This window comes from Cupriavidus sp. 207A1, assembly GCF_057798955.1.
On sequence record NZ_JBYOJO010000006.1, the window covers coordinates 39,526 to 63,142 of the forward strand.

At 63.8% G+C, this 23,617-nt stretch carries 31 protein-coding genes; 2 read left to right on the top strand and 29 right to left on the bottom strand.

Annotated features, from left to right (window positions below; genetic code table 11):
• Nucleotides 1–42 precede the first annotated feature (42 nt).
• Together AC3FMM_RS12450 and AC3FMM_RS12455 are read left to right on the top strand one after the other, a co-directional pair.
• Entirely contained in the window at nucleotides 43–267 is a 225-nt protein-coding gene (locus AC3FMM_RS12450; RefSeq protein WP_414247665.1) for a hypothetical protein, read from the top strand.
• Nucleotides 268–649: 382 nt separating this feature from the next.
• On the top strand, nucleotides 650–1,060 hold the full coding sequence (locus tag AC3FMM_RS12455; protein ID WP_488686700.1) for a phage protein NinX family protein: 411 nt from the start codon (nucleotides 650–652) through the stop codon (nucleotides 1,058–1,060).
• A 1-nt stretch (nucleotide 1,061) separates the two neighbouring features.
• Here AC3FMM_RS12455 and AC3FMM_RS12460 read toward each other — a convergent pair whose 3' ends face one another.
• The 29 genes from AC3FMM_RS12460 to AC3FMM_RS12600 all read right to left on the bottom strand — a co-directional run bounded on the left by AC3FMM_RS12460 (nucleotide 1,062) and on the right by AC3FMM_RS12600 (nucleotide 23,477).
• A complete protein-coding gene (locus tag AC3FMM_RS12460; protein WP_488686701.1) occupies nucleotides 1,062–1,433 on the bottom strand; it encodes a hypothetical protein in 372 nt (123 codons plus the stop codon).
• On the bottom strand, nucleotides 1,430–1,921 hold the full coding sequence (locus tag AC3FMM_RS12465; protein ID WP_488686702.1) for a hypothetical protein: 492 nt from the start codon (nucleotides 1,919–1,921) through the stop codon (nucleotides 1,430–1,432). The genes AC3FMM_RS12460 and AC3FMM_RS12465 overlap by 4 nt, the downstream gene beginning before the upstream one ends.
• Complete coding sequence (locus tag AC3FMM_RS12470; protein ID WP_488686704.1) at nucleotides 1,918–2,268, bottom strand: hypothetical protein; 351 nt, start codon at nucleotides 2,266–2,268, stop codon at nucleotides 1,918–1,920. Before AC3FMM_RS12470 ends, AC3FMM_RS12465 begins: the two co-directional genes overlap by 4 nt.
• 82 nt (nucleotides 2,269–2,350) lie before the next feature.
• Entirely contained in the window at nucleotides 2,351–2,524 is a 174-nt protein-coding gene (locus AC3FMM_RS12475; RefSeq protein ID WP_488686705.1) for a hypothetical protein, read from the bottom strand.
• 6 nt (nucleotides 2,525–2,530) lie between these two features.
• On the bottom strand, nucleotides 2,531–3,997 hold the full coding sequence (locus AC3FMM_RS12480) for a hypothetical protein (protein ID WP_488686706.1): 1,467 nt from the start codon (nucleotides 3,995–3,997) through the stop codon (nucleotides 2,531–2,533).
• Nucleotides 3,998–4,163: 166 nt separating this feature from the next.
• Nucleotides 4,164–6,359 (bottom strand): lytic transglycosylase domain-containing protein, encoded by a 2,196-nt coding sequence (locus AC3FMM_RS12485; RefSeq protein WP_488686707.1) that lies wholly within the window; start codon nucleotides 6,357–6,359, stop codon nucleotides 4,164–4,166.
• Nucleotides 6,359–7,603: a hypothetical protein gene (locus tag AC3FMM_RS12490; RefSeq protein ID WP_488686708.1), complete on the bottom strand. Its 1,245-nt coding sequence runs from the start codon at nucleotides 7,601–7,603 to the stop codon at nucleotides 6,359–6,361. The genes AC3FMM_RS12485 and AC3FMM_RS12490 overlap by 1 nt, the downstream gene beginning before the upstream one ends.
• A gap of 6 nt (nucleotides 7,604–7,609) precedes the next feature.
• Complete coding sequence (locus AC3FMM_RS12495) at nucleotides 7,610–8,419, bottom strand: hypothetical protein (RefSeq protein WP_488686709.1); 810 nt, start codon at nucleotides 8,417–8,419, stop codon at nucleotides 7,610–7,612.
• Nucleotides 8,416–8,886 carry a hypothetical protein gene (locus tag AC3FMM_RS12500; RefSeq protein WP_488686710.1) on the bottom strand — a complete coding sequence of 157 codons (471 nt, stop codon included), beginning with the start codon at nucleotides 8,884–8,886 and terminating at the stop codon, nucleotides 8,416–8,418. Before AC3FMM_RS12500 ends, AC3FMM_RS12495 begins: the two co-directional genes overlap by 4 nt.
• Complete coding sequence (locus tag AC3FMM_RS12505; protein WP_488686711.1) at nucleotides 8,883–9,206, bottom strand: hypothetical protein; 324 nt, start codon at nucleotides 9,204–9,206, stop codon at nucleotides 8,883–8,885. Before AC3FMM_RS12505 ends, AC3FMM_RS12500 begins: the two co-directional genes overlap by 4 nt.
• Nucleotides 9,207–10,586: a hypothetical protein gene (locus tag AC3FMM_RS12510; protein WP_488686712.1), complete on the bottom strand. Its 1,380-nt coding sequence runs from the start codon at nucleotides 10,584–10,586 to the stop codon at nucleotides 9,207–9,209.
• Nucleotides 10,583–12,016 (bottom strand): packaged DNA stabilization protein, encoded by a 1,434-nt coding sequence (locus AC3FMM_RS12515; RefSeq protein WP_488686713.1) that lies wholly within the window; start codon nucleotides 12,014–12,016, stop codon nucleotides 10,583–10,585. The genes AC3FMM_RS12510 and AC3FMM_RS12515 overlap by 4 nt, the downstream gene beginning before the upstream one ends.
• On the bottom strand, nucleotides 12,016–12,738 hold the full coding sequence (locus AC3FMM_RS12520) for a hypothetical protein (RefSeq protein ID WP_488686714.1): 723 nt from the start codon (nucleotides 12,736–12,738) through the stop codon (nucleotides 12,016–12,018). Before AC3FMM_RS12520 ends, AC3FMM_RS12515 begins: the two co-directional genes overlap by 1 nt.
• Before the next feature lie 12 nt (nucleotides 12,739–12,750).
• Complete coding sequence (locus AC3FMM_RS12525) at nucleotides 12,751–13,059, bottom strand: hypothetical protein (protein WP_488686715.1); 309 nt, start codon at nucleotides 13,057–13,059, stop codon at nucleotides 12,751–12,753.
• 1 nt (nucleotide 13,060) lies between these two features.
• Nucleotides 13,061–13,312, bottom strand: a complete 252-nt coding sequence (locus tag AC3FMM_RS12530) for a hypothetical protein (RefSeq protein WP_488686716.1) — start codon at nucleotides 13,310–13,312, stop codon at nucleotides 13,061–13,063.
• A gap of 61 nt (nucleotides 13,313–13,373) precedes the next feature.
• Nucleotides 13,374–14,618, bottom strand: a complete 1,245-nt coding sequence (locus AC3FMM_RS12535) for a P22 phage major capsid protein family protein (protein ID WP_488686717.1) — start codon at nucleotides 14,616–14,618, stop codon at nucleotides 13,374–13,376.
• A 45-nt stretch (nucleotides 14,619–14,663) separates the two neighbouring features.
• A complete protein-coding gene (locus tag AC3FMM_RS12540) occupies nucleotides 14,664–15,413 on the bottom strand; it encodes a hypothetical protein (RefSeq protein WP_488686718.1) in 750 nt (249 codons plus the stop codon).
• 44 nt (nucleotides 15,414–15,457) lie between these two features.
• The gene (locus AC3FMM_RS12545; RefSeq protein ID WP_488686719.1) at nucleotides 15,458–17,584 is read right to left on the bottom strand and encodes a portal protein; all 2,127 of its coding nucleotides are present in this window, start codon (nucleotides 17,582–17,584) and stop codon (nucleotides 15,458–15,460) included.
• Complete coding sequence (locus AC3FMM_RS12550; protein ID WP_488686720.1) at nucleotides 17,584–17,874, bottom strand: hypothetical protein; 291 nt, start codon at nucleotides 17,872–17,874, stop codon at nucleotides 17,584–17,586. The genes AC3FMM_RS12545 and AC3FMM_RS12550 overlap by 1 nt, the downstream gene beginning before the upstream one ends.
• A gap of 8 nt (nucleotides 17,875–17,882) precedes the next feature.
• Nucleotides 17,883–19,220 carry a phage terminase large subunit gene (locus AC3FMM_RS12555; protein WP_488686721.1) on the bottom strand — a complete coding sequence of 446 codons (1,338 nt, stop codon included), beginning with the start codon at nucleotides 19,218–19,220 and terminating at the stop codon, nucleotides 17,883–17,885.
• Complete coding sequence (locus AC3FMM_RS12560) at nucleotides 19,217–19,447, bottom strand: hypothetical protein (protein WP_488686722.1); 231 nt, start codon at nucleotides 19,445–19,447, stop codon at nucleotides 19,217–19,219. Before AC3FMM_RS12560 ends, AC3FMM_RS12555 begins: the two co-directional genes overlap by 4 nt.
• A gap of 433 nt (nucleotides 19,448–19,880) precedes the next feature.
• On the bottom strand, nucleotides 19,881–20,231 hold the full coding sequence (locus tag AC3FMM_RS12565; RefSeq protein WP_488686723.1) for a Gp49 family protein: 351 nt from the start codon (nucleotides 20,229–20,231) through the stop codon (nucleotides 19,881–19,883).
• A 14-nt stretch (nucleotides 20,232–20,245) separates the two neighbouring features.
• On the bottom strand, nucleotides 20,246–21,136 hold the full coding sequence (locus tag AC3FMM_RS12570) for a hypothetical protein (protein WP_488686724.1): 891 nt from the start codon (nucleotides 21,134–21,136) through the stop codon (nucleotides 20,246–20,248).
• Entirely contained in the window at nucleotides 21,133–21,348 is a 216-nt protein-coding gene (locus AC3FMM_RS12575; protein ID WP_116378628.1) for a hypothetical protein, read from the bottom strand. Before AC3FMM_RS12575 ends, AC3FMM_RS12570 begins: the two co-directional genes overlap by 4 nt.
• A gap of 170 nt (nucleotides 21,349–21,518) precedes the next feature.
• On the bottom strand, nucleotides 21,519–21,923 hold the full coding sequence (locus AC3FMM_RS12580; protein ID WP_488686725.1) for a hypothetical protein: 405 nt from the start codon (nucleotides 21,921–21,923) through the stop codon (nucleotides 21,519–21,521).
• The gene (locus tag AC3FMM_RS12585) at nucleotides 21,920–22,189 is read right to left on the bottom strand and encodes a hypothetical protein (RefSeq protein WP_488686726.1); all 270 of its coding nucleotides are present in this window, start codon (nucleotides 22,187–22,189) and stop codon (nucleotides 21,920–21,922) included. Before AC3FMM_RS12585 ends, AC3FMM_RS12580 begins: the two co-directional genes overlap by 4 nt.
• Before the next feature lie 82 nt (nucleotides 22,190–22,271).
• Nucleotides 22,272–22,559, bottom strand: coding sequence for a DUF968 domain-containing protein (locus AC3FMM_RS12590; RefSeq protein WP_488686727.1), 288 nt, complete (start codon nucleotides 22,557–22,559; stop codon nucleotides 22,272–22,274).
• Nucleotides 22,556–23,104: an NUMOD4 domain-containing protein gene (locus AC3FMM_RS12595; RefSeq protein ID WP_488686728.1), complete on the bottom strand. Its 549-nt coding sequence runs from the start codon at nucleotides 23,102–23,104 to the stop codon at nucleotides 22,556–22,558. Before AC3FMM_RS12595 ends, AC3FMM_RS12590 begins: the two co-directional genes overlap by 4 nt.
• Nucleotides 23,076–23,477: a recombination protein NinB gene (locus AC3FMM_RS12600; protein WP_488686729.1), complete on the bottom strand. Its 402-nt coding sequence runs from the start codon at nucleotides 23,475–23,477 to the stop codon at nucleotides 23,076–23,078. The genes AC3FMM_RS12595 and AC3FMM_RS12600 overlap by 29 nt, the downstream gene beginning before the upstream one ends.
• Between the last annotated feature and the right edge of the window lie 140 nt (nucleotides 23,478–23,617).

Below are 23,617 nucleotides of genomic sequence, written 5' to 3' on the forward strand. Positions count from 1 at the left end.
GCCGCGGCAAGCCAGTCCAAACACGGCCTATCATTGGCAGCTATGCAGCCCTATCGGAATCTCAGCGGCAAATCGGGTGTGGTCGCCTACGAATTCGGTCCTGAGCACATCCGGATCCGCTTCGACAACGGCCACGTCTACACCTATGACTACCGCAGGCCCGGCCGCCGTCATGTCGAACAGATGAAGCGCCTCGCCACGGCGGGACGCGGCCTGTGCAGCTATATCAGCCAGGAGGTTGGCAAGGACTTCGCGTACAAGGCCTGACGCCGAATGCGCCCCATCGGCCACTCGCTTGCATCCCCCCGGGATCCCGCATAGAATCGCGGGTTCGCGGGCGTCGTATAATGGCTATTACCTTAGCTTCCCAAGCTGCCAAGGTTTCCAATAAAGGCGCGGCTTTCAGCCTAATTCCTGCTCCGCAATTCTCCATTTCCGGCAACCCGGAAACCCGCATCCCGCCTATACCCGCTCCCGTTTTGCGGAGCAAGAAATTCCGCAGATTAAGGGGGATTCGAACCCCCGCAGGTGCCCGTGTCTATTGGCTCTGCGGGGTGATGCTGCGATGTTCTTCCGATTCCGCGGCAAAGCTAAGCCAACCCGGCGGCCCCCGCCGCGATACAATCGTGGCCATCAAGAGGGAAAGACAATGACAACGATCAGAGCAGCAGAACTGGAGGGCGCGAGCCTGGATTACTGGGTGGCCAAGGTAACCAGCAAGGGAGTGACGCTGGGTAAGCACCCGTTCTATCAGGATGCTGATGCGTATTTCCTGGCTGATGGCACGCACTACAACCCGTCAGCGGGTGGCGCCGATGCCGCGGCGCTGATAGCCCGGGCTGGAATCACGGCGATGCAACTGTTCGATGACCAGTGGATAGCCCAGTTGCCGGGCGGCGCGCAGTATTACGGGGAGATCGAGCACATTGCGGCCATGCGGGCGTATGTCGGCAAGGCGCTCGGGGATGAGTGGTCAGTTCCTGACAGCGTCGATCAGCGCCTGATGCCGGTCCCGGCACTCCCCGCCCTGCCGCTGCAGGTCGAGCGCGAACTGGCGTAGGTCAGCGAGGGTCGACCCGGTCGGCGTCTCCAGCACTGGCGGGCACGGCACCGCCGTTAGCGATGGCGGCGTTCTCGCGGTAGATGCGCATCCAGTCATCACCAGTGCGGCAGTCAGTAATATCAGGCGTCGCATGCTTGGCGGCCTCCACGGTCTTGGTGATGGTGCGGTACTCGATCTGCTTGCGGTCGCGGGCGGCAAGGTAGAGCTCGTGCGCGGCCTCAGCGTTGGCTCGCCACTTGTCGATTTCCTGTTGCTGGGCGGCGCGCTCCACGGTACGGCCATCGGAGCGCCCCTTGAGGTAGCCGACACCGAAGGACAGGACGAGAGCAGCCAGCACCGCCAGCCACAAACGCGGGTCTAGGATGCTCATGTCACAGCCTCCACGGCTTGCGCATGGAAGCCGTCCCACGTCTTCCGGTGGGGCCTGCCTGGGCGCCACGTCCGCTCGGCGTACAGCCGCCACGCGCCATCGGCGTCGGCCAGCGCCGGCAACGGATTGGGGTCGGTGTAGAGCAGCAGCCGGGCAACGCCGGCCGCCAGCACATCGTCCGACTCCAGAGCGGAATAGATCGCGTCGGGCGTAAACATGACGCGGCGGGCAGCGCACAGCGACCGGAGCAGTTCACGGCTGGCGGGATGCAGGTACACGCCCCACACCCCACCGCGCGATTTCTCGGTGCCGCGCTCGAATTGCCACAGGCCACGCGCCGGCCCGCCGATCTGGCGCCGATACGTGAGCCGGCTTTCCTGCAGGCCGATGGCTACCAGCATCACGCGCGCGCGATCGGTGCCCATGCCGGCCGGAAGGAGAGCCAGCGCCGGCCCAATGGCGGATTCCAGAGCGTCGCGGGCCGTCATTGCAGCCCCTTCCGCACGTCAGCCGCCACCTCGTCCAGACCCTGCCCCTTGTGCTTCTCGATGAAGTTAAACAGCCAGCGCACCAGCGCCCACGCCGGCAGGCCGCACGTGAACACGAGCCCGAGCATCGCCACCAGCCCGAACGGCTCATTGGCCCACGACTGCAGCCCGTAATGTTGGATCACAGCCGCCCCGCCACCGATGGAGCCGACGACAGTGGAGATCAGCCCCACAGCCCACTCGCGCGGACTCCGCGGCGTGGTGATGCACATGACGACGACGGAGGCTAGTCCAGCGCCGATCGCGCCAGCGCCAGCCATTCCGCCGATGAGTTTCCAGCCTGCCATAGAAGCTGCTCCGCTACTGATCGGTTCTGACATGTAAGACCCCGGTTTGCCAGCTCTTTGGCGGGCGTTGATGCTTGGTAAATCAGCCGGCTTGGAGCGCCGCGATCCTGGCTTCGACGTCAGCCAGCGACGACTGCACTGCGACGGTCTGAAGCTGGTTCAACTGGCGCTGCTGGGCCAGATATTCCATCTGCAGGCGTTGGAATTCGTGCTGCAGCTTCAGGTGGTCGGCCAGCGGGATATAGGATTTGTCCATATGCGATCAGTTGTAGAAGGGGACTTTGCGCAGCGTGCCGTTCACCCAGAACGACAGGTAGCCTTCCGGCGTTGCGGGGAGCGCCGAGGCGGCGCCTGCAAGGGCCGAGGGATGAGTCGTGTGCCCGGTGACACCCATCCCTGCCGCAGACAGGATGACAGCGCCGCTGCCGAGCGTGCTGTCATAGACCGCGCCCTGCGTGCCCGCCACGCCGTTCATGTTGATCTTCTTGTTAGCCGGGATGGCAATCGGCGTCGTGTAGTTCGCCTCGATGTTCAGGCCAACCGAGGATGCGGCATCTGCGGCCAGGTGGATGGCGTAGTTGGCCGAGGCGCCGGTAATCTGGATGCCGGAGCCGTGGCTAGACTGGATCTGCAAGCCGACGCCGTTGGTGCCGTCGATGGCGTTGCCAAGGATGCGGAAGCCGTAGCGCCAGTGGCCGGAGTTGTAGGTGCCATTGCCGCGTGTGTTGCTGGCCGCATAGACGGAGAAAGCTTCCGTTGCCTCGCCGCCGCCGAACGCGATGCACTCAACGCCAATCTTCTTGAGCGTGTCGCTGAACGCGAACTTGTTGACCACGTCGATTTCGCGACCGGCCATGGCGTGATTAACGCTGGTGCCGGTGCCGTCCGGCTGGACGTTCTTCACTTCATCGACGCCGCCCCAAATCACCGATGCGCCGTTCTCCGCCGACGAAATCTGGCTGTACATGCCGACGTGCTCCATCGCCGCCGTCGACTTCGAGGTGATGACCGAGAAGTAACCGAACTCGTGGTGATTCACACCGGCATTGATCGTGGAGCGGATGATGTGGCCGCCGACCTGGTTGGCGCCAGTGCCGACGGAATCCACAGTGCGCTGGATGCGGTCGGTGTCGTACGGCGTGTCTGCCACGCCCTGGGCGTCCCACAGGGTATGGGAGCCGATGATTGCGACGGAGCCGCCGAGCTTGTATTGCTTGCCCGCTGGCAGGTCCACCGGGCCAGAGAAGCCGGCCGCCGCCGCCGTCAGCGCCGCGAGGTCGTCCGCTACGCCATCGCCCACCATGCCGGCATCCATGCCGGTGAACAGGTCGCTGTTCTTCTGGTGCTGCGTGCGCGCCACCGAGTTGGCATAGGGCTGCTTGACGGCAACCAGCGCATCCCCAAGTGCCGCGTCCGTCGAGTTGGCCAGATCGGCCCGCAGTTGCTCGGCGGCATTGGCCGACGACCCAACGTTGTCCCGATCCCAGATCGTCGCGCCGACCGAGTTTTTTAGGATCATCCGGTAATTGCCGGTGCCGTAGACGACCGCCTCGCCGCGCTCGTTCAGGATGATCGGGTTGGTGTTCGGAATGGTCCCGGCAGCGTCCTGATAGGTCGCCCGGGGCGTCAGCGTGCCCGCGTCGTAGGTGAACAGCTGACCGCCGTTGAGCGGCCGACCGTTGCTGTCTTCGTAGGATTGGACCGGCTCTTGAAGCAGACTCTGCGTCATGTATGACCCCAGAAATGACGGCGCCCGCACGCGGCGGGCATAAAAAAAGCCCGCGGTCTGCGGGCTGTCGGGCTTGTGCTACTCTTTTCGGATGGACTGGATTGACCCCAAAATTCTCGAAAAGGGCCTGTGGTTAATGGCTTTCGTGGTGGCCTGGAATTTCGTTCTAGGGCTGATTGATGGCGTTCGTGCCCGTAATCACAGAGGCTGGCAGGAGGTTTGGCGCGAGCCGCTGAAGGAGCGCGTTTTGCGGCGCCTGAAGGGCCGGAGCGGCGTTACCACCGTTGAGCGCCCGTCCGACCACTGATTGGGCCAGCCGGTTGCTGCCGAGTAGCGCATTCAGGCCACGCCCAGCCGTCAGCCCAACTCCCACCGATACCGGATCAATCGCGGCTCCACTGCCGAGCAGGCCATAGACGCCCGCGCGCTGCGCAGTGCCGGAATCCCCGACGCGCTGCCGCAGAAACTGCCCGGCGATGTCAGCCAGTTCCCCCAAATCCTGCGAGCGGATGTTGCGAGCATTCGCCAGACGTGCAGGCGAAATGTTGCCCTCTGCCCCGCGCGGCAACAGGCGCTCCAGTTCCTTCAGATTGGCCCACTGCTGGCGCGTCTTCTGGAATGCCTCACCGGCGTCAGGCAGAGATTGATTCAGCGCATCCAGCAACGCCCCCCGCACCTCCCGCGCGTAGAACGCCAAGCTGCTGTCATTGCTCTTGCCGAGGCGATCAAGGCCCTTCTTGATGTTGTAGGCTGCCTCGGCGTCGATCACATCGCCCTGGCGCACCTTGCTCAGGATGTTGTCGATCTGGCGCGTGACCACACCAAACTGCGCATCCGTTAGTTCGTTCCTGGCGTCGCTGACAATGCGGGACAGGTCATCTTGGAAGGCATTGTCGGCATTGACGGCAGTGGTCTTCAGGACGCGGTCAAACTCGGCGCCGAGGCGCGCCCCAGCGCTGTCTACGGCCTTTGCGATGTCGTCCGTGTTCTCGCCAATGGTGCGTGACACCGCCGTATTGAACTGCTTCTGCTGGCGGTTCAGTGCGGCCGATTTCCCGCTGAAAGGCACGTAGTCCAGTGCAGCCGACAGGGCATTGAGCGGGCGCGTGTTCGCCAGTTGATCGGGGCGCACGTCAATCCCAAGCTCCTGCGCGCGCCGCGCCAGTTGCGCAACTTGCGGGCTTACGGAACCAAGCGTTGCCGAGCCGATTCCGCGCCCCACAGCTCGAGCACCTGCGCCGGCCAGCGGCAGAGCCGCACCCACGCCGGCCCCGGTAGCGATCTGCGCAAGCTTATTCTGGCCGAATTCGCCTTCTTCGGTGACTGGCGAGATTGCACCAGACGCGGCGCCAAGAGCCCCACTGCCGGCTGCCATACCGATCAGGCGCCCGGCATTCTGCGCGCCTTGTCCCCCACCGATGAGACGCGCCGAAGCCTGACCTGCGCGGCCACCGCCGCTGATGGCACCGCTACCGCCAGCGCCAAGCAGCCCGGCCACGTTGGCGCCGACACGGCCGATGCCCGCCGCAACCGACCCTTCCGTGTCGCGCTGATATTGCGCCTCTTGCTCGCGGATTTGCCGGTTCAGATCCTCGGCGCCGTCGACGCGGGCGACAGGAAGCCCAAGATCGGCCAGGCGGTTGCCGATTGCATCCACGGCACGCCCAACCCTCTCAGGGACGATGTTGCGCAGCAGTTGCGCTGGCCCACCGATCACGTCAGCCGTGAGGCCCTGTGCGACACCGCGCCCGAGGTTCGCCAGCATGCCGGCCTCTTGCGGTCGCGCTTTCGCGGCAGCGGGAGCCGGGCCGGAAGTGGATGCGCCGGCCGCTTGCGGCGATTCAATCACCGGCGCAGCCGACCACCATTCCCCTTCAGCAGCCTGTGCGCTGTCCGGCGTGGCGGCCTGGGCGGACGGCACCCCAGCGTTCAGAATGCGCCCTGCGACCTGCTTGCCGTATTCCAGCGTGGTCGGCGCCTTGGGATTGCGAGGATCGGACACGGCGATGCCGCGGCGCGCCTTTTCGAGACCACCGGGGCCGCCGTAGTAGCCAGCCGCGGTCAGCGCTGGATCACCGCCGGCCTGCTCGTACAGCTTGGCGAGATAGCGTACGCCGGCGCGGGCATTCTGAACCGGGTCGTTGATGTCCCAGCCCTTGTCGGCCACGCTTGAGAACGTCGAGGGGATGATCTGCATCCCGCCGACCGCACCCGCATTGGAGGTCTTGGTATTTCGGCCGCCGCCCGACTCCTGCATGTACACACTGCGCGCGATGTCGGCCAGCTTCGGTTCTACGTTCTCAGCAGCCAGCGCAACGTCGAGCGGCGATGCCTTGGGGGCAGAATCCCACCAGTTAGCCATTACGGTTTCCTCCGGGTCGTGCCGTCTGGAGCAACAAACAGGGTGCCAGACGGCAGCGCGTCAAACTGAGCCTTGCTGGCGACGCGCTGCGGGCTGCCGGGTTGCTGCGCCTGCTGCGTTGCGCCGCGCTGGAATTGCAGACCGCCACGCGACTGGTATTCGTTCAGCGTGGCATCGTCCACGCCAGCGATGACGTTGCGCTTGACCGCATCGAGGTTGCGGCGCACGTTCGTCAGGCCACTGCGCAGCTGGTCGTCCGTGGACAGAACGCCGGTGCCGAGTTCGTTCAGCAGCCGGTTCAGTTCCTGATTCGTCACCGCCGCACCCGACCGATCCTTTAGGGTCAGGTTCTGCAGCGTGGCGATCTTCTGGCGCAGCAACTGGCCCTCGCGCGACAGCAGGAACTGCGGCAGGTTTCCAGCCACCGGACCAAAGCCTGGAATGTCGCCCTTTTGCAGCCGCGCAATGTCCCCCTCGATGTCGGACAGCAGCGACTCGAACTGCGGGATGTTGGTCTTGTCGAGCTGCGTCGAGAAGGCATTCACCTTCTTGTCGAGTTGCTCCTGCGTCTTGGCGTCGCGCGCGACTTGACCGGCTTCCATCTGGCGCTGATTCGCCATATCCTGACCGCGCTGCGTGGTAGTCTGACTGCGAGCGAACTGCGATTCCTGCTGCTGTTGCCGGGCATCGAATTGGCGCTGATCCTGACCGAGACGCTGGTTCTGCAGTGCAGCGGCGTTCTCAGCCTTCCACTGTTCGATCACCGGAATAATCTTCATGCGGTTGGCCTGGATCGCCGCCGGATCGAACTGTGCCGGCAGCCGAGCGGCCACGTCCGGATAGACCTGCGAGGCGCGCGCGCGGAATTCATCCCACTGCGCCTGATTCTGCACGCCGGCCATGTTCTTGTCGGCCCAGTCGAACTGCGCCATGAGCTGGTCGCGTTGTGCCTTCTGAGCGGCGGCCTGCTGGGTCGTCTGGTCCGAGATCAGCTTCTGATACTGCGGCAGCGCGGTGGGCGACGCGGCAGCGATCTGGGGTAGCACCTCGCGCTTGAGGTTGCCCGATGCGTCGTAGTTCGCCGTGTTCCCGACGACGCCGGCCAGCGCATTCTGCTGCTGCATTTCGCGCTCACGCTGGTTCAGCGCCAGTTCGGCCAGCCGGTTCCGGCGCGCGCTGTCGAAAACCTCTTGCGTTGCAGCAAAGCCCTTCTGGAAGGCGAGCGGATCGATTTGAGTTGCCATTGCCTGTTACCCGTAAGTGCTGACGCGGCCGAAGAGTTGGTTTGCACCGCTGCCGATCGTGCCGAGGCCAGAGGCCAACGCATTGGCCTGCCCGGCGTACCCGGATGCCTGCGCGTTGCCTCCGTACTGCGCGGCATTGCCGGCGCCGGCGGCGAAGTTCTGGCCGGCGGCCTGCGTCGCATTGGTGGCGTTCTGCCCGACACCGGCCAGGTTGGCCAGCCGGTTGAAGCGGTTGGTCTGCTGCGTCTGGAAGCGGTTGAAGGCGTTGCCGTACTCGTTGGAAGCGAAGTTCTGGTTGAACTTCGTCAGCGCCTTCGCCGCGGCGCCCGACAGCAGACCGCCGCGCGCGGCCGCCGACGACTCGATCTGCTTCTGGCCCTCGCCCATGCGGAACTGGTAGCCCGGGTCGGTCTGGAAGTCCTGCGCGGTGAAGTCGCGCATCAGGTTGCCAGACTGGCCGTACAGCGCCGGCAGCGAGTTCTTGTAGTTCTGCACCTGCGCCTGGACGTTGGGGTCATTCCAGTCTGGTGCGGGCTGATCCGGGTTCTGCGCCTTCCAGTCGCGCAGGAAGCGTTCCTGGGCGTACTGGTCGGGGTTCATCATCCCGGCGCCCTGCGTCAGCGCGTACAGGGCGTTGTATCCGATGTCACGATACGGCGCCTGGTCCTCGCGCGCTTGGTCGTAGACCTCCTGCTGGAATCCCAGTTGCTGGGCCGCCGCATCACCCTGTGCGCGCGCGGCCTTCTTCGCCCCCTGTGCGCTGATGAGGGCCCCGCCAACCCCTGCGGCTACCGTCGCGACGATACCGAAGCTCATTTCAACTCCTTCAGCCGATTGGCGATCAATTGCTTGTTCTGCGAGCCGCCCAGCAGCTCCTGATTCGTGGACTCGGTCAGTTCCTCGACCAGCTTGTCGAGGTCGGTTTCATCCGTGGCATGCACGGTCGTCCAGTAGGTGTCTTCGTGCGCGTAGCCGGCGCGCTTGGCGCCAGGCTTCGAGGTGAGGATTGCGTGCGCGTCCGTGATGCGCTTCATGCCGTCATCGGTAGTGACCTCGATGTCGCCGGAGATGATGCAAAGGTGCTCGGTCTTGTGCACCGCGCCGGTCAGCACCGTGCCCTTGCGGATCAGCATCTTCCGGGCGTACAGGCCGGGGGCGAAGTGATGCCACACCGGGCATTCAACCTGCGGAAGCTCGGTCAGGGCGCGCTCCAAACGCATCACCTTCTCGCGCTCGCTCAGGCAGAAGCTGACTTCCGGTGTCACGCGCGGGACCAGGTTCATACCGACTCCGAGCCGCTGATAGTCAGCGTCACGCCGTTGCCGGTCGCCACGATGGAGCCGCCCGGCTCTACCTTCTGGTTGATGAGCCCGAACACGGTCTTTGCGCCACCAGCCGGCACGCTGATGCTGTCGATCTTCGTGCCGTCTCCCACTGCGCCGCCTGAATCGAACAGGTAGACAGAAACCGTGACGGGGGCGCCGGTCGGGTTCCATAGCTGCGCCGCCGAAACGCTCGCGCGCGTGCCGGCCAGCGCCGTGTACATGGTCGTGTTGCCCGCCGTCAGGATCGCCTGACCGAGGGTTTTCCAAGTGATTGCCATCTATCGCACCCTTCGTGCCCGGATTAGTGAATTGACCGACATGGTGCTGACACCGAAGGTCGAGTTGGCCACCAGATACACCGTGGTTGTCGCTGCCAGGCTGAGCCGCAGCACCGGCGAGCTTTGAATCTGCGCCGCGCCCGTGGTGTGCGTGGCCTGCGTCGAATTGAAGCTCCCCACACCGCCCAGCGTCGCGGATGTCGTGCTGATGCCGGAGGCGATGCCCGCAATGGTCGTGGTGCCGGCCGGAACGAACTGGATCGACCCGGACACATCCCAATCGCCCGCCGTGAGGCTGATGCTAGTTGCGTTTGCCGTGACGGCTGAGGCGAGCGCGACGCCTGCGCCGGTGTTGCTGACGTACTCGCCCACGCTGCCCGCGTTCGCGTTGTTGTTCGTGGTCGTGCCGACGATGCCGGCTGTCTGTGAAGGGACAAAGCCGCCTGTCACCGCCAAGCCATTCTGCGCATCAACGAAGCCGGTTGCGGTCAGCGTTGTGAAGGTGGCTGCCGCAGGGGTTGTGCCGCCGATAGGCGCGTTGTTGAGCGTTCCACCAGATATTGTCGGTGTGTTGATCGTTGGACTGGAGAGAGTCTTATTAGTGAGCGTCTGTGTGCCGGTCGTCGTGACAATCGCCACACCACCCACCGTGGAACTAGCCCCAAGAGACGCCACCCCGCTACTGGACAGGGTGGTAAAGGCGCCGGTGCCTGGCGTGGTCGCGCCTACCGATGCGTTATTGATTGTCCCGCCGCTTATCGTCGGGGTATTGACCGTCGGCGATGTGAGAGTCTTGTTCGTCAGCGTGTCGGTCGTCGCTCGGCCCACCAGCGTGTCGGTGCTGGTGGGAAGCGTCAGCGTGCCAGTGTTGACGATGCTGGCAATGTTCGGCGTGGTCAGTGTCGGCGATGTTCCGAAAACCAGCGCGCCCGAGCCAGTCTCATCGGCGATCACGCCGGCCAGTTGTGCCGAGGTGGTCGCAGCGAACTGGGCCAACGTCAGCAGCACCGAAGCGGCATTCGTCACCTGCCCGACCGCGTAGTCCCCGCTCTGCGCCACGACAGCGCCAGTCCGGCCAAACACCGACTGCACCGGCGCCGTCACAGACAAATCCTGCGGCGGCACGTAGACCATGCCCTCGTCGACTCCCTCATCGAGGCCGGGCGGCAGAGGCACAAACCCGCTGATCTCGTTGCTCTGGGCAGTCGTCAGTGCGATCAGGGCATTCACCGCGCCCTGCAGCGCAGTGATGTCGGTTCCGTTCGAGCCACCGATGCGGGTCATCAACTGCTGCAGCCAGATCCACCACGGCCGGCTGATCTGGCCCGTGCGCGCGTCGATGAACGGCTCGCGGATATTCGGGAGGTCAACCGTGCTCACGAAGTGCCCCGATCCGACTCGATGAACGCGCCCTGCATGGCGAACTTGGCATTCGCAGTGGTGGAGATGCGGAAGACGCGGTCCCGGCCTGAGCCAAGGCGATTCCATTGCACGCGCCGCCAGAACTCACCGATCTTGCCCAGCTTCTGCACCAGCGTGGACGACCAGGTATTGCCGCCATCATCGGACCACGACAGCCAGATTTCGGGGTCCACCTCCCCCGGCGTCGGCGTGCCTCCATTGCCCACCGCGACTTGGCAGTCCAGCACGAACTGGCGGAAGAAGTGCCGGTATCCGTCCGTGACCATGTGCGGGAAGTCCTTCAACCGAAGGATTTCGTCGCCGTTGTCGGTGTAGGTGTCTAGGTCCAGTTCGTAGATGTTGCCGTTCTCGAAGTCGCCCACCAGATTCTTGTTGTCGAAGAAGGCGTGCGAGTTGGCGCGGTGCCGCGTCGTGGCGTTATCCGAGAGGCGGTATTCGCGCTCGTGCCACAGGCTGCTCGCCACATCGAAACACCACGTCTTCTTGGCTGTCGGGAAAGTCAGCAGGAAGAAGGTGTGCCCGGTCTGCTGATACGTCCACGAGAACGCGTCATCGACCGTCGAATAGCTGGCGATGGCCGTTTCCAGCGCGTGGTCGCTAACGCGCTGCGGCTGGTAGTTCTGCGCGCGGAACACCATCCCGCCGCCATTCCGATCCCGGCCGAGCCAGTAGATCGTGTTGTCCAGACGGTTGACCGAGTGCGGCGCAAGCAAGCCCACCTCGTTGAAGGCGCCTTGCATGCGGGCAAACGGAGCATCCGGATCGCCCGAGTCGTAGAAGATTTCCAGGCTCGTCGGCCCGAACAGCCACAGCTCCAGGTGATCGACCACCATCGCAACGATGTCGTCAGGCGAGCCCTCAGCGCTGGCAAAGTCCAGCGGGTCGAGCGTGGTCGTGTAGAGCCCGGTCCAGTAGAACTGTTGCGTGCCAGGCTTGTTGAAGACGAACCGGCCGTTGATGAAGAAGACGAAGTTGGCGCCGTACCAGCCATCACCAGACATGACGGACACGGCGAAGGTCGCCAGCGTCACGACAGGCGCATTGATGGTGCCGTCCACGAAGACCGCGACCGTGCCGTTATCCGCTGCCACGACACGACCGGTCAGCGTCGACAGAGTGGCAAGCTCAGTCCACGTGCCCGAGGCGTAGCGGTACAGCTTCGAACCACGCACAGCGAACTGCACGCCGTTGCTCGCCACGAACTGGAGACGCACCTCACCCGAGCCCGGCATCGTGCTCCACAGCTTCAGGCCGGGCGTGCCGTAGTAGGTAACGGGCGCGGGCGAGCCAGGCGGGTTGATCTCGGCGTACAGATTCACCTGGCGGCCGGTGCCGGCGATCTTGCTCCGGGTCGAGCCGGCACCGGTGGTGAGCGGGATGCGCGGCATCAGTTGCTGTATTGATTGTCGATGATGTCAAGCCGGCCGATGCCCTGGCCGGCCGGTGTGCCAGCGGGCATCTGCAGGTTCTGCACGCGCGTATTCACGCGCTTCAGCTTGCGCAGGGTGCTGGATGCCAGCTTGGCAATGTCAGGGCGCAGCGGTGCGCCGAAGGCGCCGCAAAGCCACTCGGCGAGGTTGAATCGAATCGGCGCGTAGTACTCAGGCGGCAGCGTGATGTCGTCGCCAATGACCAGATTCGCCGGCAGGAACGCCTTGACCGTCAGTTCGATCTGACCGCTGCTCGGCTGCGGCCACACATACAGGGTCCCCATGGGGAAAGTCGGCTCATACAGAGCCGAGGCCGGCCACGCGCTGATGGTCTGGTTGGTGATGTTCTGCCATGCCGCCAGATCGGTCAGCAGGCGCAGGCGGTACAGCATGTCGCTCTGCAGCGTGCCATTGCGCCAGGCGGCAAAGTCCACCGACACCGGCCGCTCCACGTTCAGGTTGCCGCCCGGGCCGATGGTGTAGGACACCTGATTCGTGACGATGGGCAGGACGAGCTTCTGGAGGCAGTACACCTCCAGCTTGCTGGTGCGCCACAGGGCCAGCATCTGGTTCAAGGTATCGACGGCCGTTTCCGTATCGTCGGCATTCGGCGTCTGACCATTGCCGAGCACGCCGGCATCCTTCAGCGCCAGCTCGACCAGTTTGCTGACCGTGGCCATGTCAGATGATCCTTAGACGTTGACGGACAGCGGGGTCTTTTCCGGGCGGAACCAGAACAGCAGGTAGGTTTCCGACGCCGGGTCGATTGCGCCAGCAGTGGCGTTCACAAACGTGATCGCGACGGTATCCGCGGCGCTGACACGCGCGCTGCCGATTGCGAGGCCAGCCGACAGCGAGGGCTTCGCCACCGCGACGAAATCGCCGACCTTCAGGCCAGGCACGGTGAAGGTCTGTTCTGCGGACGTTGCTGCGGCCACGCTCGCCACGTTGATCGTCAGCGACACGACACCGAAGCGGTCCTCATTGATCATTGCACCCATGTCAGGCTCCTTTTGCTGCTTCGATTTCGGTAGCGAGGCGATCCGCGCCCCACCGCTTGTCCACCTTCACGCCCAGCGTTTCGGCTTGGGCTCGCAGGTCGTCCAGCGGATCGGCTTCCGGCTCTGCATCGGGGTCGGGCACATCGGCCGGCGAGTCGTACCAACCTTCGCCGAGCGCTTCTTCAGCGTCAGCGTCATCCACCACGATCGAGCGGCTGTCCGCCGAGTACTTCCAGCGCGGGTATTGGTCCATGGTCTTGTCCTGGAATCAGAAAGGAGAAACAGGCCCGAAGGCCCGTTCCAAGGCGACGCGCTTACTGCGTCAGACGTGCGGCCCACTCGGGGCGCAGGGCTGCCATACCAGCCAGGATGTCGAAGCGGCAGAGGCGCTTGTTGTTCGTGATGTCGAAGCCGCGCACGAAGCGCATCGACACGCCATCCGACACCATGCGTTCGGCCATGTCCATGCCGCGGGGCAGGTCCATGTCGACGGTCACCAGGGTGAATGCGTCCTTGTGGAACAGCATGTTCTGGCCGTTCTGGCTGTTGGCCGCGCCGGTCAGCACGGTGATCGCGGCGTTGTCGGCCGGGCGCGCGGTGACGTTCTGGTACGCACCGCCGGCGATGATGGCCGGGGAGATCACCACAGTGGCATTGCCCGAAGCGTCCGAGGACACGTCGGCGGTCACCACGAACTGCTGCAGCAGGCCGGTCGACTGCTTGTTCTCCGGGTTGACCGAGAACACGCCGGCGATGGTAAACACGTCACCGGCGCGCAGGCGCAGCGCGGCCGCGGCGGTCCAGCCATCGGTCACCAGCGAGGTGGTCGACGCATAGGGGTTGTCGGTCGCGCCCGAGTTGATAATGCCCTGGTTCGCTCCGTTCACCAGCGGGGTGCCGCCCTGCGGGCCGGCCTGGTGCGTCGGCAGGTTCTGCGACATCTGGAAGTCCATGCCCAGCGCGTTGCCCATCTGGCCGGTGCGGTACTGCTTGCCGACGGTTGACTGGTCGTTGAACAGGCCCTTCAGACCATCGACCATGTACGCGGTCGCCAGCGGCGTCATCGCCATGGTGCGGTTGTTGTCGCGCGGCGCGGCGTTGTTGTCCAGCAGGACGCCAGCGTTCAGCGCGGCCAGTGCCGTGGTCGGCGTGGTACCGGGGGTGCCGGTGAAGTTGAACACCTGCTTGTACAGCGACGCGATGCGCATGTCGAGTTCGGTGGCCAGGCGCTTGCCGGCGGGCTGCAGGTAGCGCTCGGAGAACTTGTCGATCGACAGCGTCAGGTCGAAGTCGGTGAAGTCCCAGTCGATGCCGAATTCCGGCTGGATGGTGATCGGCACCGTGGTTTCGTTCACGTCCTGGAAGTTCGCCGTTGCGCCGGAGCGGACGGTGTATTGCACCGGGCGGCGCACGTTGACCGTGGCACCGGCCTTGGCGCCGGACTTGGCGAACTGGTCGTTGTACTCGCGGTTGATGTTGCCGAGGAAGGCCGATTCGTTGTGCAGGATGCGCAGCGTCTCGGCGGCGATCATGCTGGAGGTGATGATGTTGTCAGCCATTTTGGGCTCCTGATGAGGTCGTAAAAAAACCCGCCTGAGCGGGTCTTATTTGCGGTTGCCTTGCAACTGCTCGTTGCGCCATTTCGCCCACCCTTCCGGGTCTTTGGACGGGTCAGGCGAACTGCCAGCCGCCGCGGCCTTGACCGGCTGCAGGGGCTTGGGAGCATTGCTCGGCTTGGGTTCGGGTTTTGCGGCCATATCGCGTTCGATCTGGCCGAGCTTTCGCGCCGCACGCAGCGGGGACATGTCCGCGAGTTCTTCCGCAACATCGGGATTCGTGCCGAGGTAATGGAGCACCTTGTGCGGCTCATCCGTTTCCAGAATTGCCTGCATCAGAGGTGTCGGCCGCGTCTGGGCGTCGAACAGCGGCGTGATGCTTGCCACCTCTTCCAGCGCCTTGTTGAAATCGGCCTTAAACTCCTTTGCCCCCTGCTTCGCGATCTCGTTGCAGCGGTCGTTCACGCGCTGTGCCTCGGTCATCTCGCGCGCCTTTTCCGTGGCGCGACGGTCGACCTCTTCCGGCGTCAGCGTTTCCTGCTCGTCGGAGGGCTGTGGCTGGCTGCGGGTGCGCAGGTTCTCGTTCTCTGCGCGGAGCTGATAGCGCTCGCGCGTGAGGCGATCCACCCGGCGTTGCAGTGCTCTGGCCTGGCGCTCGGATTCGGACAGTTCGGGCTTGCCCTCACCACCTTCCGGCGTCTCGACGGTTTCCTGACCCGCGACATCAGGATTGACAGCGGCATCACCCGATGGGATTTCGGTGACCTCGGGAGTCGTCACCAGGCTTTCAGTGGTCATAGCTCTCGGCTAAGTAGTGGCAGGCCGCATCCCCGGCCAGTGGGTTACTGCTGGAACTGCTCAGGCGGCAACTCGAACTGCGCGCCTTGTTCGGGCGTAAAAAAACCGCCTTGCGGCGGTTCGGTGGGTTCTCCCTGCTCGTCAGGCATGGCGCCCGGCGGCTCGCCCGGGTAGATGTCGGGCGACGCCATGACTTGCAGCCCGAATTCCTGAGCCAGGATTTGCGCCAACTGCGGACCCAGACCGGGCGCCATGATCTTCAGGCGCTCGGTTTCAGCCTTGTACCGGTCGATCAGCACCTTTTCGCTGTCGATCTGCTTGCTGTTTTCGAGTGCGTTGTATTCCTCGCCCAGCTTCTGCAGCATCTGCTGGCACTGCTCCAGTTCGCGCTGCATGCCCTGCATCTTGGCCATGATCTCGGGCGGCACATCCGACTTGTCGTTCTCGACTTCCTGCACCTGCGGCGGCGCCATGGCCAGTAGCAGCTTTGCCACCTTCTCGGCGTTCGGCCAGTCCTGGTTGCGGATCCACTCCGGGCCCAGCACCGGGATCAGGTCTGGCGCGCGCTGCAGCAGCTGCGCCATCGCCTCGCCGGATTCCTGACGCAGCGTGGTGAACGACGGACCGACCTTCACGCGCACGTCGTACTCGCCCACGTTCGGGTTGATCGATGCGATTTTGCCGTTCTGGTCCTTCTTGACGGCTTCCGACTGCTCGGGATCGATGACCACCGAGTCAGAAGAGCCGTCCTCGCCCAGGATTCGCGCCACGCGACGGGTGTCGTAGATGGCCGGGATCATGTCGACAACGATTCGCCCGAGGTGCTCCATCGAGCGGGACAGGTTGTCGATGTAGTGGAAATTGGCGGTGTCGCCCTCGATCTTGCGGGCGTTGATGGCCTTGCCGCTGGTTTCGTTCGACGGCGCGCCGAGGTTGGCGCGGTACATGCCGATCGACGCCTGGATGTCCGACAGCGCCATCTGGCCGCCCTGGATGAAGCTCGCAGGGATGGCCGGCGGGTTGTTCCGCTGCGGCATCGGCAACTGCGTGGTGCCGTCGTCGGCGTATGCATTCCAGGGCAGGAACGACTTGTTCGACGTATTCGCCTGCGCCCAGATGTCTTCATACCCCTCGATGGCTTCTGCCGCAGCAATCCACGGCGCCTTCGGTTGTAGCGCCACCGATTCGATGTAGGCGGAGCGCTCGTAGTTGTACGCCTGCTGAGCGTCCTTCATGCGGCGCACCATGCCGCACAGGTAGCGCTTGCCTTCCACCCACAGCTCATAGCCGAGCACCGGGATCAGCGGAATCCACTGCGACGGGAAATCGGTCTGTTCTAGGATTTCCGACCCGGACATGGTCAGCCAGCGCACCGAGCGCTTCTCGGCCTCGTAGGAGCCAACCACAACAGGCTGGACGCCCGTCATCTGGGCCTGGCGCCAGTATTCGTCCTCGGACATCTCCGTGCGGCCGCCCGGGCCTTCCACGATCAGGCAATTCGCCTTCTTCGTGACAACCGTGAAGCGCTCGGCAATGCGCAACGCGTCGTTCTGGAACCATCCGGCGGCGGTCTGGCCGGTCCACGACGACACCGCGGCGCCAGGGTAGCGCTGCTGGAATGCCTTCTTCGACAGGACCGAGGTCACCCACCCGCGCGTTGCGTCCGAACCGTCCGGCTCGGTCGAATCCGGGTCCAGCATCACCGATAGCGGGTCGTGCACGCGCTGAATGCGGATTTCCTGCTGGTTCAGCTTCGGATTGACCACCACCGGCAGCACGCGCATCCAGCCGAGGCCGATGCGGGCCGCATGTTCCTGCGCGGTGTCGTAGCAGATCGAGGCGCGCGACTGGTACTCGATGTGCCGCACCACGCCTTCCAGCGTGTTCGCCACGGCAATATCGCCGCGCTCGCTCGGCATCACCTTGATGGCCGGCTTGTTCTGCCGGCTGTCGTTGACGACCTGGGCGATGTACTGGTTCGTCTGGTCGAACGTCAGGCAGGGGCGCGCGCCGTCGATGGACGATTCGCGCGCGCGGCGCACGTTTTCGTCCCACTGCTCAGGACAGGCCGGGTTCGAGAAGCGCAGATCGGCGCGCATTTCCTCGAACTGCTTCGCCCAATAGGACTCGTCGTCCTTGAAGTCCTGCAGCAGGTCGTTGATCTCGGCCATCAGGCGTAGTAGCTGATATTGAGGATGGCGCCGGCCGTTTCCTCGATGAAGCGGATGTTCTTCAGGTCGCCTTCATACCGGAGTTCGCCGCCGACGGGCAGGCGCATGCCGGTGGTCGCGTTCGGAACCACCCCGTCATCGCGCCAGCGCACAGGCTGGGCCTCGCACTGGATCACGGCCAGTCGCGCCGGGATGATGCCGGTGGCCGCCCCAGGCACCGTCAGGCTGACGGGGGCTACCAGGCTGGTGATCTGCTGGTAGCCGAGGGGCTTCGTCAAGTCTTTGAGCATGTCAGTTCCTATGCGGCCATCCAGTTGGTGAATTGCTGAACCTTCGGCTTGTCTGCCTTCGGCTTCTTGCGCTCAGCCACCATTCCTGGGAATAGCTCGGTGAGCGCCCAAATTGCTGCGTCCGCGCGGTTCGGAGAGCGCGGGCCGGTGTATCCGATTGTGGAAAACGCCGCCAGTTCGTCTTCCATCTTGCTGAAATAGCCGACGTGGCGAACCTTGCCCTGTTCGTACAGCGACGAAAACGGCTCCGCACGCACAACCTTGCCTCGCGTGGCCGTGACCATCTTGAAAGGCGTCCGACTCCGCGCGGTCTGGATGACGTGTTTCACCATCGCGCCGCCATAGTTCGTCTCGCCGACGATCACGTCAGCTTGGTGGCGCTCCCATGCCGTGGTGGCGATGTTTCCCCACGTCGCAGGCCCAGCCTGCACAGTGCAGTCCTCGAGGATGTAGCCATTGCCGTCAGTGCCGAGACCAGCCACCACGATCCCGATTTCGTCGTTGTCTGCATCGGCCTGGTCGTCGGAGCCAGACGGGTCAACTGCCACCACGATGCGCACCATATCCGGCACCGCCCCGTCGATCACACGCCACTTCTCGATGTTCTCGTCGGGGAACAGCGCATTCGGATTGGCGTCGGCAAACTCACCATCAAGGAACCGCTTTCGCAGCCGCGCGGACATGTTCTTCAGCGTGTCCAGGTACCCGTCGGACAGGTTCTCTCGGTTCGCGTCCGGGTTGATCTGGAAGGATGCATAGTCGCTCGGGCTGCGAATCGGCTCGTTCGTGTCCGGATCGCGCTTCTGCACAAACAGCTTGTACGACCAGTGCGCCTTGTTAGGCGGGTTGCAGTCGTAGTACATGCGCGGCTTCAACTGCGTCGGCTCGCGCCCCTTGATCTCCTGCATGGCCTTCTGTGCCAGGCGTGTAACTGCCACGCCGACAGAGCCATATGGAATCTGGCTCGCCTCGTTCAGGTACATCGTGGCGAATTCCATGCCGAGAATCTTCTCGGTGCGCTCCTTGTCGTCCAAGCCACCAAACCAGATCTGCGAGCCGTTCGGAAGCTCTGCATACCAGTCCGTCTTGCTCAGCGTGTACTCGACGCCGGGGAAGCAAACCTGCATCACCTTCGGGAAGGTATCCAGCACCACGGAGTTCTTCACGTGGTTGAACCGAAAGCGCAGGATGCAATGCCGGCTGTTCGGCGCCTTCATGGCGCGCATGACCACATTGCGGGTCAGCAGGAACGTCTTTCCGCTCCGGCTGCCGCCAAACAACATGATGTGCGTCGCATCACCCGCCAGGATGACTTGGGCTTCGGCCTGCTTCGGGTTGAGCTTCACAGTTTCTCGTCAAGATCCGAAGCCGCGATGACAACCGGGCCGCCCTCCTTGCCGGTTAGCTCGACGCCCTGGATGGCCTTGCCATAGCCGCGGTCAAGCAACTCCTTCGCCGCCGCGATCCGGGCCTGATGGCTCTCGCTCGTCGTCAGGATCGTCGCCAGTTCAGTGATCGCCGCCTCGCAATGCTGCTGCGCGAGCGCCTTGATGTCAGCCGTGATCTTGTTCAAGGCACCGGGGGGCCGCCCGGCGCCAGGCCGCTTGCCACCCTTTGCCATTGATTTCCCTTGATATTTAATCGATTTCCAGAATCTCTACCCGGCTTACCGGGCGCTCTATTCCTGCCGCTCTCCGCTACCGGATCGTCTACAAAGAGACGCGCCCCGCCGACCGAAGCCAGCGAGGCGCCAAGGGTCCGAAGACCGAGGGAGACAGATGAAACGGGTTGAGGTGTAGGCAGGCTGCTACGTGCGACTTAGTCCGCGCCCTTGTGGAAGGTTCTTCGGCGGATACCCCTTACCAAGACCACTTTCGGCCGTTACCTCACGGCTGGCGATTCACCTTGTCCAGGCTAATGCACAAGGGCAGAAAGCGACTGTGAAACGCTTTGAATCGCCATGCGTGAGGTGGCTCCTTGCGGGAGCCAGTCGTCAACCGTCGTTGTTAGGCCGCATCGTGCAGTTGCTGCTTGAGCGCATAGCCCATCAGCGGCCAGATCTTGTTGACGGCGTTCTGGCGCGCGATCTTGCGGCCGATCTCGGCGTCGAAGTTCTCCGGGCTGGCGCAGGCCGACTCACCGGTCACAGTGAAGCCGTTGCGCAGCACCAGCACGCAGAATGTCAGCAGGGCCAGAGGGTTATCGGGCTTGCCAACGCTGCCTTCCACTTGGCGCACGCCGTCCTCCGCCGTGAAGTAGTGCTCGCTGGCGATGTTCGCCTCGATGTCGGCCGGCGTGACGCGCGGCGCGGTCTTGCCCTTGGCTACGATTTCCTGCTCGATTGCTTGGTCGCTCATCCATCCCTCTCTTGTTATGCGACCCGCTGGCCGCGAAAGTACGCTTTCCCGTCATCCCGCACAGCGCAGAACTCCGGATACAGCAACTCACCATCCCGCCACGTCAGCACCGCGAAGCCGGATTGCCAGTTCGCGTTGCGGCCAGTCAGGTACGCAAACTCGTCTTGCTCGGGATCAGCCAGCATGCCAGTCTCGATCCCATAGCGCAGTTGCCCGAAGCCGCGGAACTGCACGGCCTGCAACCTGTGCGTGTGCCCGGTCACCACATGGAAGCCTGAGCCCTTCACCACGTTGTTGTAGGCGGCGTGCATGCCGTTCGCCACCGCGTGGATGATCTTCGTGTCGTCGTTGACGTCGATCCGGTACGAGTCATGCCAGCGCGGCAGATGGTCAGCCAGCGCGAAGCCTTGGACGCCCTCGTACTCCGGCGCCATCGCGGCCAGCTTCGTGTCGAAGCGAATATCGTGATTGCCGGTCGTGCGCAGCAGCTTCATGCCACGCGCCACCTTCTCGATCTCGGCCAGCCGCTCCTGTACAGCGTGCAGCTCTTCCTTGACGCTGTACGTCTTCTGCCAGCCTATCCGGGCGTGCTTGCTGATCCTGGCGCCGTCCAGCAGATCGCCATTCAGGATCACCGCGTCGATGTCCGAGGCGTATTCCGCGATCACGTTGCAGAACGCCTTGTGCGCGGTCGTCACCAGCCCAGGCGAGTAGTGCGCGTCAGAGCCGATCACGATGCTGCCCGAGCGAATCTTGAGCGTGTTGACGCTCTTCTTCTCCGACAGCGTTACCTGCACCGACTGGCCCCGCCCCAGCCTTTCCCGCAGCGTTGTTTCCGCCACCCCCATAGCCCGCGCCGCAGCACGGATAGAGCCGTACTGCTGTATCAGGTCGTCGCGGGTCATGAGTTCAGCCTAGCGGCCCAGCAGCCGCACCATTCGCCGTTATCCACCAGCGGGAACATGCTCGTCACGCCGCCGTCTTCGAAGTCCACAGCGACGCTCGGCGGATTGCGCCGGCACTCGTTGCGGCCTTCCTTGGGCACGAAATAGCGGCAGTTCTCGCAGGCGACAACCGTCTCGGCCGGCTCTGCCGGTGCTTTCTTGCGAGTAGCCATAGCTTAGGTGTGTCGCCTGATGCGGCTGGGAGGTAGGGATTGTCGGGGAGACGGTCCGCTAGGCGACACGCCTAAGCCATGCGGGAATGCAAAAAGCCCGCGGCTGATTTCTCAGGACGCGGGCTCTCTGCCACAGAGAATAGACTAAGTCTTTGCGGTTTACAAGTACTTTATGCAGCCGCCTCCACCTTGATTAGCCCCCTCTTTCGTAGGGACGGCAGCAGAGCCAGCTTCGCCTCCTTGTAGGTGTAGTGCTGATCCTCGACCCGATTGGAGCGCCAGACTGCCGGCCCGGACTTGTTGCGCATGCTGATCTGGATGGCGGACCGCTGCTCGACCGTCAGGCTGTCAATGCAAAGCTGGATGATCTCGGATTGGAGGTCTTCCAGCTTTGTCTCGTCAGCCTCGTACTGGTCATTCTCAGCGGCCCAGGCATCGCCCGACCGGTATTGCTTGCACGTCTGGTCCTGTGCTGGATACCACATGCCGCGGACTTCCCGGAAGCTCTCCCGCTGCTGCCAGGCGTACCAGGCAAGGAGCAGTTCCTCTATCTGCTGCGACTCGTCTTGCGTCATGCCTCCTCCTTGATGGCCGACTCGCAACGCTCAATCGCCGCCTCCACCGACGCATCGCCGCTCTGCCTAACGGCGCCATACGGCATGTCACAATCGTTCCCGCGCAGCATCCTCGCCGCCTTGTCGCAGATGCTCCGGAATCGCTCCCTGCTGGCCTTACTGGTCCGGCTCAGCACCGCCTCATGCTGCATGGTCGCCGCATGGCAGCTAGCCAGATAGGCCGCGACCCGCTTCCAGTACTCGACTTCCCGCTCCAGATCCCTCATTCCTCCCTCCCCTTATCCCGTTTCGATTTGCCGCCACCGGCCACGATGAGGCACCACAGCGCCCAGTAGAACCACGCACCCATCACGCCACCTCCAGTAATCCAGCCTCGATCAGCGCCACGCTGGTCTTGGCGATCCACTCCATCTGCTGATGCCAGCGCTCCAGCTTCCCCATGCTCTTGCCCTGATCCAGCTCGCCGTGGCAGGTCATGCACAGGGCCATGATCGCGGCGTCGCTTGCCTTGTGCCCCATGCCTTTGCCGAAGCAGGACAGGTTGGCGTGGGCGGCTTGGGTTGCCCCTTGCCGGCCACAGCAGACGCAGGGCAGCGAGGCCACGGCGCGGCGGAGCTTCTCGCTGCGGTAGGTCATGCCACGTGCCCCCATTTTTCGCCGCTGTGGATGTGCGCGATATGACCCCTGGAGACTCCAAACCGAGCCGCAAGCTTCGAGTTCGATAACGCGCCTCGGAGGCGCCGAATCTCTCGCACGATCTCCTCCGTCAACTTCGCGCCCTTCACCAAGGAGCCCCGCATCTGTGTCCCGTGCGCTTGCTTGTCGAGCATGTTCCCCGCCCTGGAATCCCAGCGCAGATTCCCCGGGCTGTTGTTCCGCCTGTCGCCATCGTTATGGCAGCCCTCCTGATCGGGGGCGCCTGGCCCGACGAATGCTTCCAGCACAAGGCGATGAACCCATGCGGCCTTCCCCTTGCCGTCCTTCCAAAGCCTGCACTGAAGGTAGCCGTGCGTATCGGGGTTGGTGCTGAGCACCTTCCCTTTGCGGTTCAGTCGCCTGTTCGATGCCTGAGTCACGCGGTCAAGCGACCTCACGCGCCCGCAGTTCGACACTTCATACATGCCCTCATATCCCGGGATGGCGCGCCATTCCTCAGAGATTCCAGTCGATGCCAAAGTCACGTGCAGCCTCCATGTGGATGTTTTCGATCAGTTCGGAGAACTTCTTGACGGACAGGGCGGCGGTAGACCAGTAGGTCTGCACGATCTCCCCATCCGGCGAGGTGTATTCGTCTTTCAGTAGGAACCGGCGCCGGTAGTACTCCTTCCAGAACTCCATCGGGTACTGCCTGCCGCCCCACCATGCGTTATCGGCGATCTCCTTGAGCATCGCGTGCAGCTTGGCGTTCTGCTCCGCGTTCCGCTTGCGCTCTTCCGACGTGACGATCAGGCGCAGCGGCTCGCCTTTGTCGGCAAAGCTCTTGGCGTTCGCCTTGACCAGCGCCACGAAGCCAGCCCATACGGACGGGCCGCGCAGGACGAACTCCTTGTACATGGCGGCGCTCACTTCCACCCCTCCCCCGGTCGATGGCTCGGGATCGAGCTTGCCAGCGACACGATAGGCGGCTGCACGGCTGCAGCGCGAGCCTGAGCAATGCGCATTGCCTGATCCGGTCGGTACTCGCGGTATGCCGG

What these genes read in the sequence shown, in the direction of transcription:
- AC3FMM_RS12450 (WP_414247665.1), top strand. Translation starts at nt 43, where the DNA reads ATGCAGCCCTATCGGAATCTCAGCGGCAAATCGGGTGTGGTCGCCTAC.
- AC3FMM_RS12455 (WP_488686700.1), top strand. Translation starts at nt 650, where the DNA reads ATGACAACGATCAGAGCAGCAGAACTGGAGGGCGCGAGCCTGGATTAC.
- AC3FMM_RS12460 (WP_488686701.1), bottom strand. Translation starts at nt 1,433, where the DNA reads ATGAGCATCCTAGACCCGCGTTTGTGGCTGGCGGTGCTGGCTGCTCTC.
- AC3FMM_RS12465 (WP_488686702.1), bottom strand. Translation starts at nt 1,921, where the DNA reads ATGACGGCCCGCGACGCTCTGGAATCCGCCATTGGGCCGGCGCTGGCT.
- AC3FMM_RS12470 (WP_488686704.1), bottom strand. Translation starts at nt 2,268, where the DNA reads ATGGCAGGCTGGAAACTCATCGGCGGAATGGCTGGCGCTGGCGCGATC.
- AC3FMM_RS12475 (WP_488686705.1), bottom strand. Translation starts at nt 2,524, where the DNA reads ATGGACAAATCCTATATCCCGCTGGCCGACCACCTGAAGCTGCAGCAC.
- AC3FMM_RS12480 (WP_488686706.1), bottom strand. Translation starts at nt 3,997, where the DNA reads ATGACGCAGAGTCTGCTTCAAGAGCCGGTCCAATCCTACGAAGACAGC.
- AC3FMM_RS12485 (WP_488686707.1), bottom strand. Translation starts at nt 6,359, where the DNA reads ATGGCTAACTGGTGGGATTCTGCCCCCAAGGCATCGCCGCTCGACGTT.
- AC3FMM_RS12490 (WP_488686708.1), bottom strand. Translation starts at nt 7,603, where the DNA reads ATGGCAACTCAAATCGATCCGCTCGCCTTCCAGAAGGGCTTTGCTGCA.
- AC3FMM_RS12495 (WP_488686709.1), bottom strand. Translation starts at nt 8,419, where the DNA reads ATGAGCTTCGGTATCGTCGCGACGGTAGCCGCAGGGGTTGGCGGGGCC.
- AC3FMM_RS12500 (WP_488686710.1), bottom strand. Translation starts at nt 8,886, where the DNA reads ATGAACCTGGTCCCGCGCGTGACACCGGAAGTCAGCTTCTGCCTGAGC.
- AC3FMM_RS12505 (WP_488686711.1), bottom strand. Translation starts at nt 9,206, where the DNA reads ATGGCAATCACTTGGAAAACCCTCGGTCAGGCGATCCTGACGGCGGGC.
- AC3FMM_RS12515 (WP_488686713.1), bottom strand. Translation starts at nt 12,016, where the DNA reads ATGCCGCGCATCCCGCTCACCACCGGTGCCGGCTCGACCCGGAGCAAG.
- AC3FMM_RS12520 (WP_488686714.1), bottom strand. Translation starts at nt 12,738, where the DNA reads ATGGCCACGGTCAGCAAACTGGTCGAGCTGGCGCTGAAGGATGCCGGC.
- AC3FMM_RS12525 (WP_488686715.1), bottom strand. Translation starts at nt 13,059, where the DNA reads ATGGGTGCAATGATCAATGAGGACCGCTTCGGTGTCGTGTCGCTGACG.
- AC3FMM_RS12530 (WP_488686716.1), bottom strand. Translation starts at nt 13,312, where the DNA reads ATGGACCAATACCCGCGCTGGAAGTACTCGGCGGACAGCCGCTCGATC.
- AC3FMM_RS12535 (WP_488686717.1), bottom strand. Translation starts at nt 14,618, where the DNA reads ATGGCTGACAACATCATCACCTCCAGCATGATCGCCGCCGAGACGCTG.
- AC3FMM_RS12540 (WP_488686718.1), bottom strand. Translation starts at nt 15,413, where the DNA reads ATGACCACTGAAAGCCTGGTGACGACTCCCGAGGTCACCGAAATCCCA.
- AC3FMM_RS12545 (WP_488686719.1), bottom strand. Translation starts at nt 17,584, where the DNA reads ATGGCCGAGATCAACGACCTGCTGCAGGACTTCAAGGACGACGAGTCC.
- AC3FMM_RS12550 (WP_488686720.1), bottom strand. Translation starts at nt 17,874, where the DNA reads ATGCTCAAAGACTTGACGAAGCCCCTCGGCTACCAGCAGATCACCAGC.
- AC3FMM_RS12565 (WP_488686723.1), bottom strand. Translation starts at nt 20,231, where the DNA reads ATGAGCGACCAAGCAATCGAGCAGGAAATCGTAGCCAAGGGCAAGACC.
- AC3FMM_RS12570 (WP_488686724.1), bottom strand. Translation starts at nt 21,136, where the DNA reads ATGACCCGCGACGACCTGATACAGCAGTACGGCTCTATCCGTGCTGCG.
- AC3FMM_RS12575 (WP_116378628.1), bottom strand. Translation starts at nt 21,348, where the DNA reads ATGGCTACTCGCAAGAAAGCACCGGCAGAGCCGGCCGAGACGGTTGTC.
- AC3FMM_RS12580 (WP_488686725.1), bottom strand. Translation starts at nt 21,923, where the DNA reads ATGACGCAAGACGAGTCGCAGCAGATAGAGGAACTGCTCCTTGCCTGG.
- AC3FMM_RS12585 (WP_488686726.1), bottom strand. Translation starts at nt 22,189, where the DNA reads ATGAGGGATCTGGAGCGGGAAGTCGAGTACTGGAAGCGGGTCGCGGCC.
- AC3FMM_RS12590 (WP_488686727.1), bottom strand. Translation starts at nt 22,559, where the DNA reads ATGACCTACCGCAGCGAGAAGCTCCGCCGCGCCGTGGCCTCGCTGCCC.
- AC3FMM_RS12600 (WP_488686729.1), bottom strand. Translation starts at nt 23,477, where the DNA reads ATGTACAAGGAGTTCGTCCTGCGCGGCCCGTCCGTATGGGCTGGCTTC.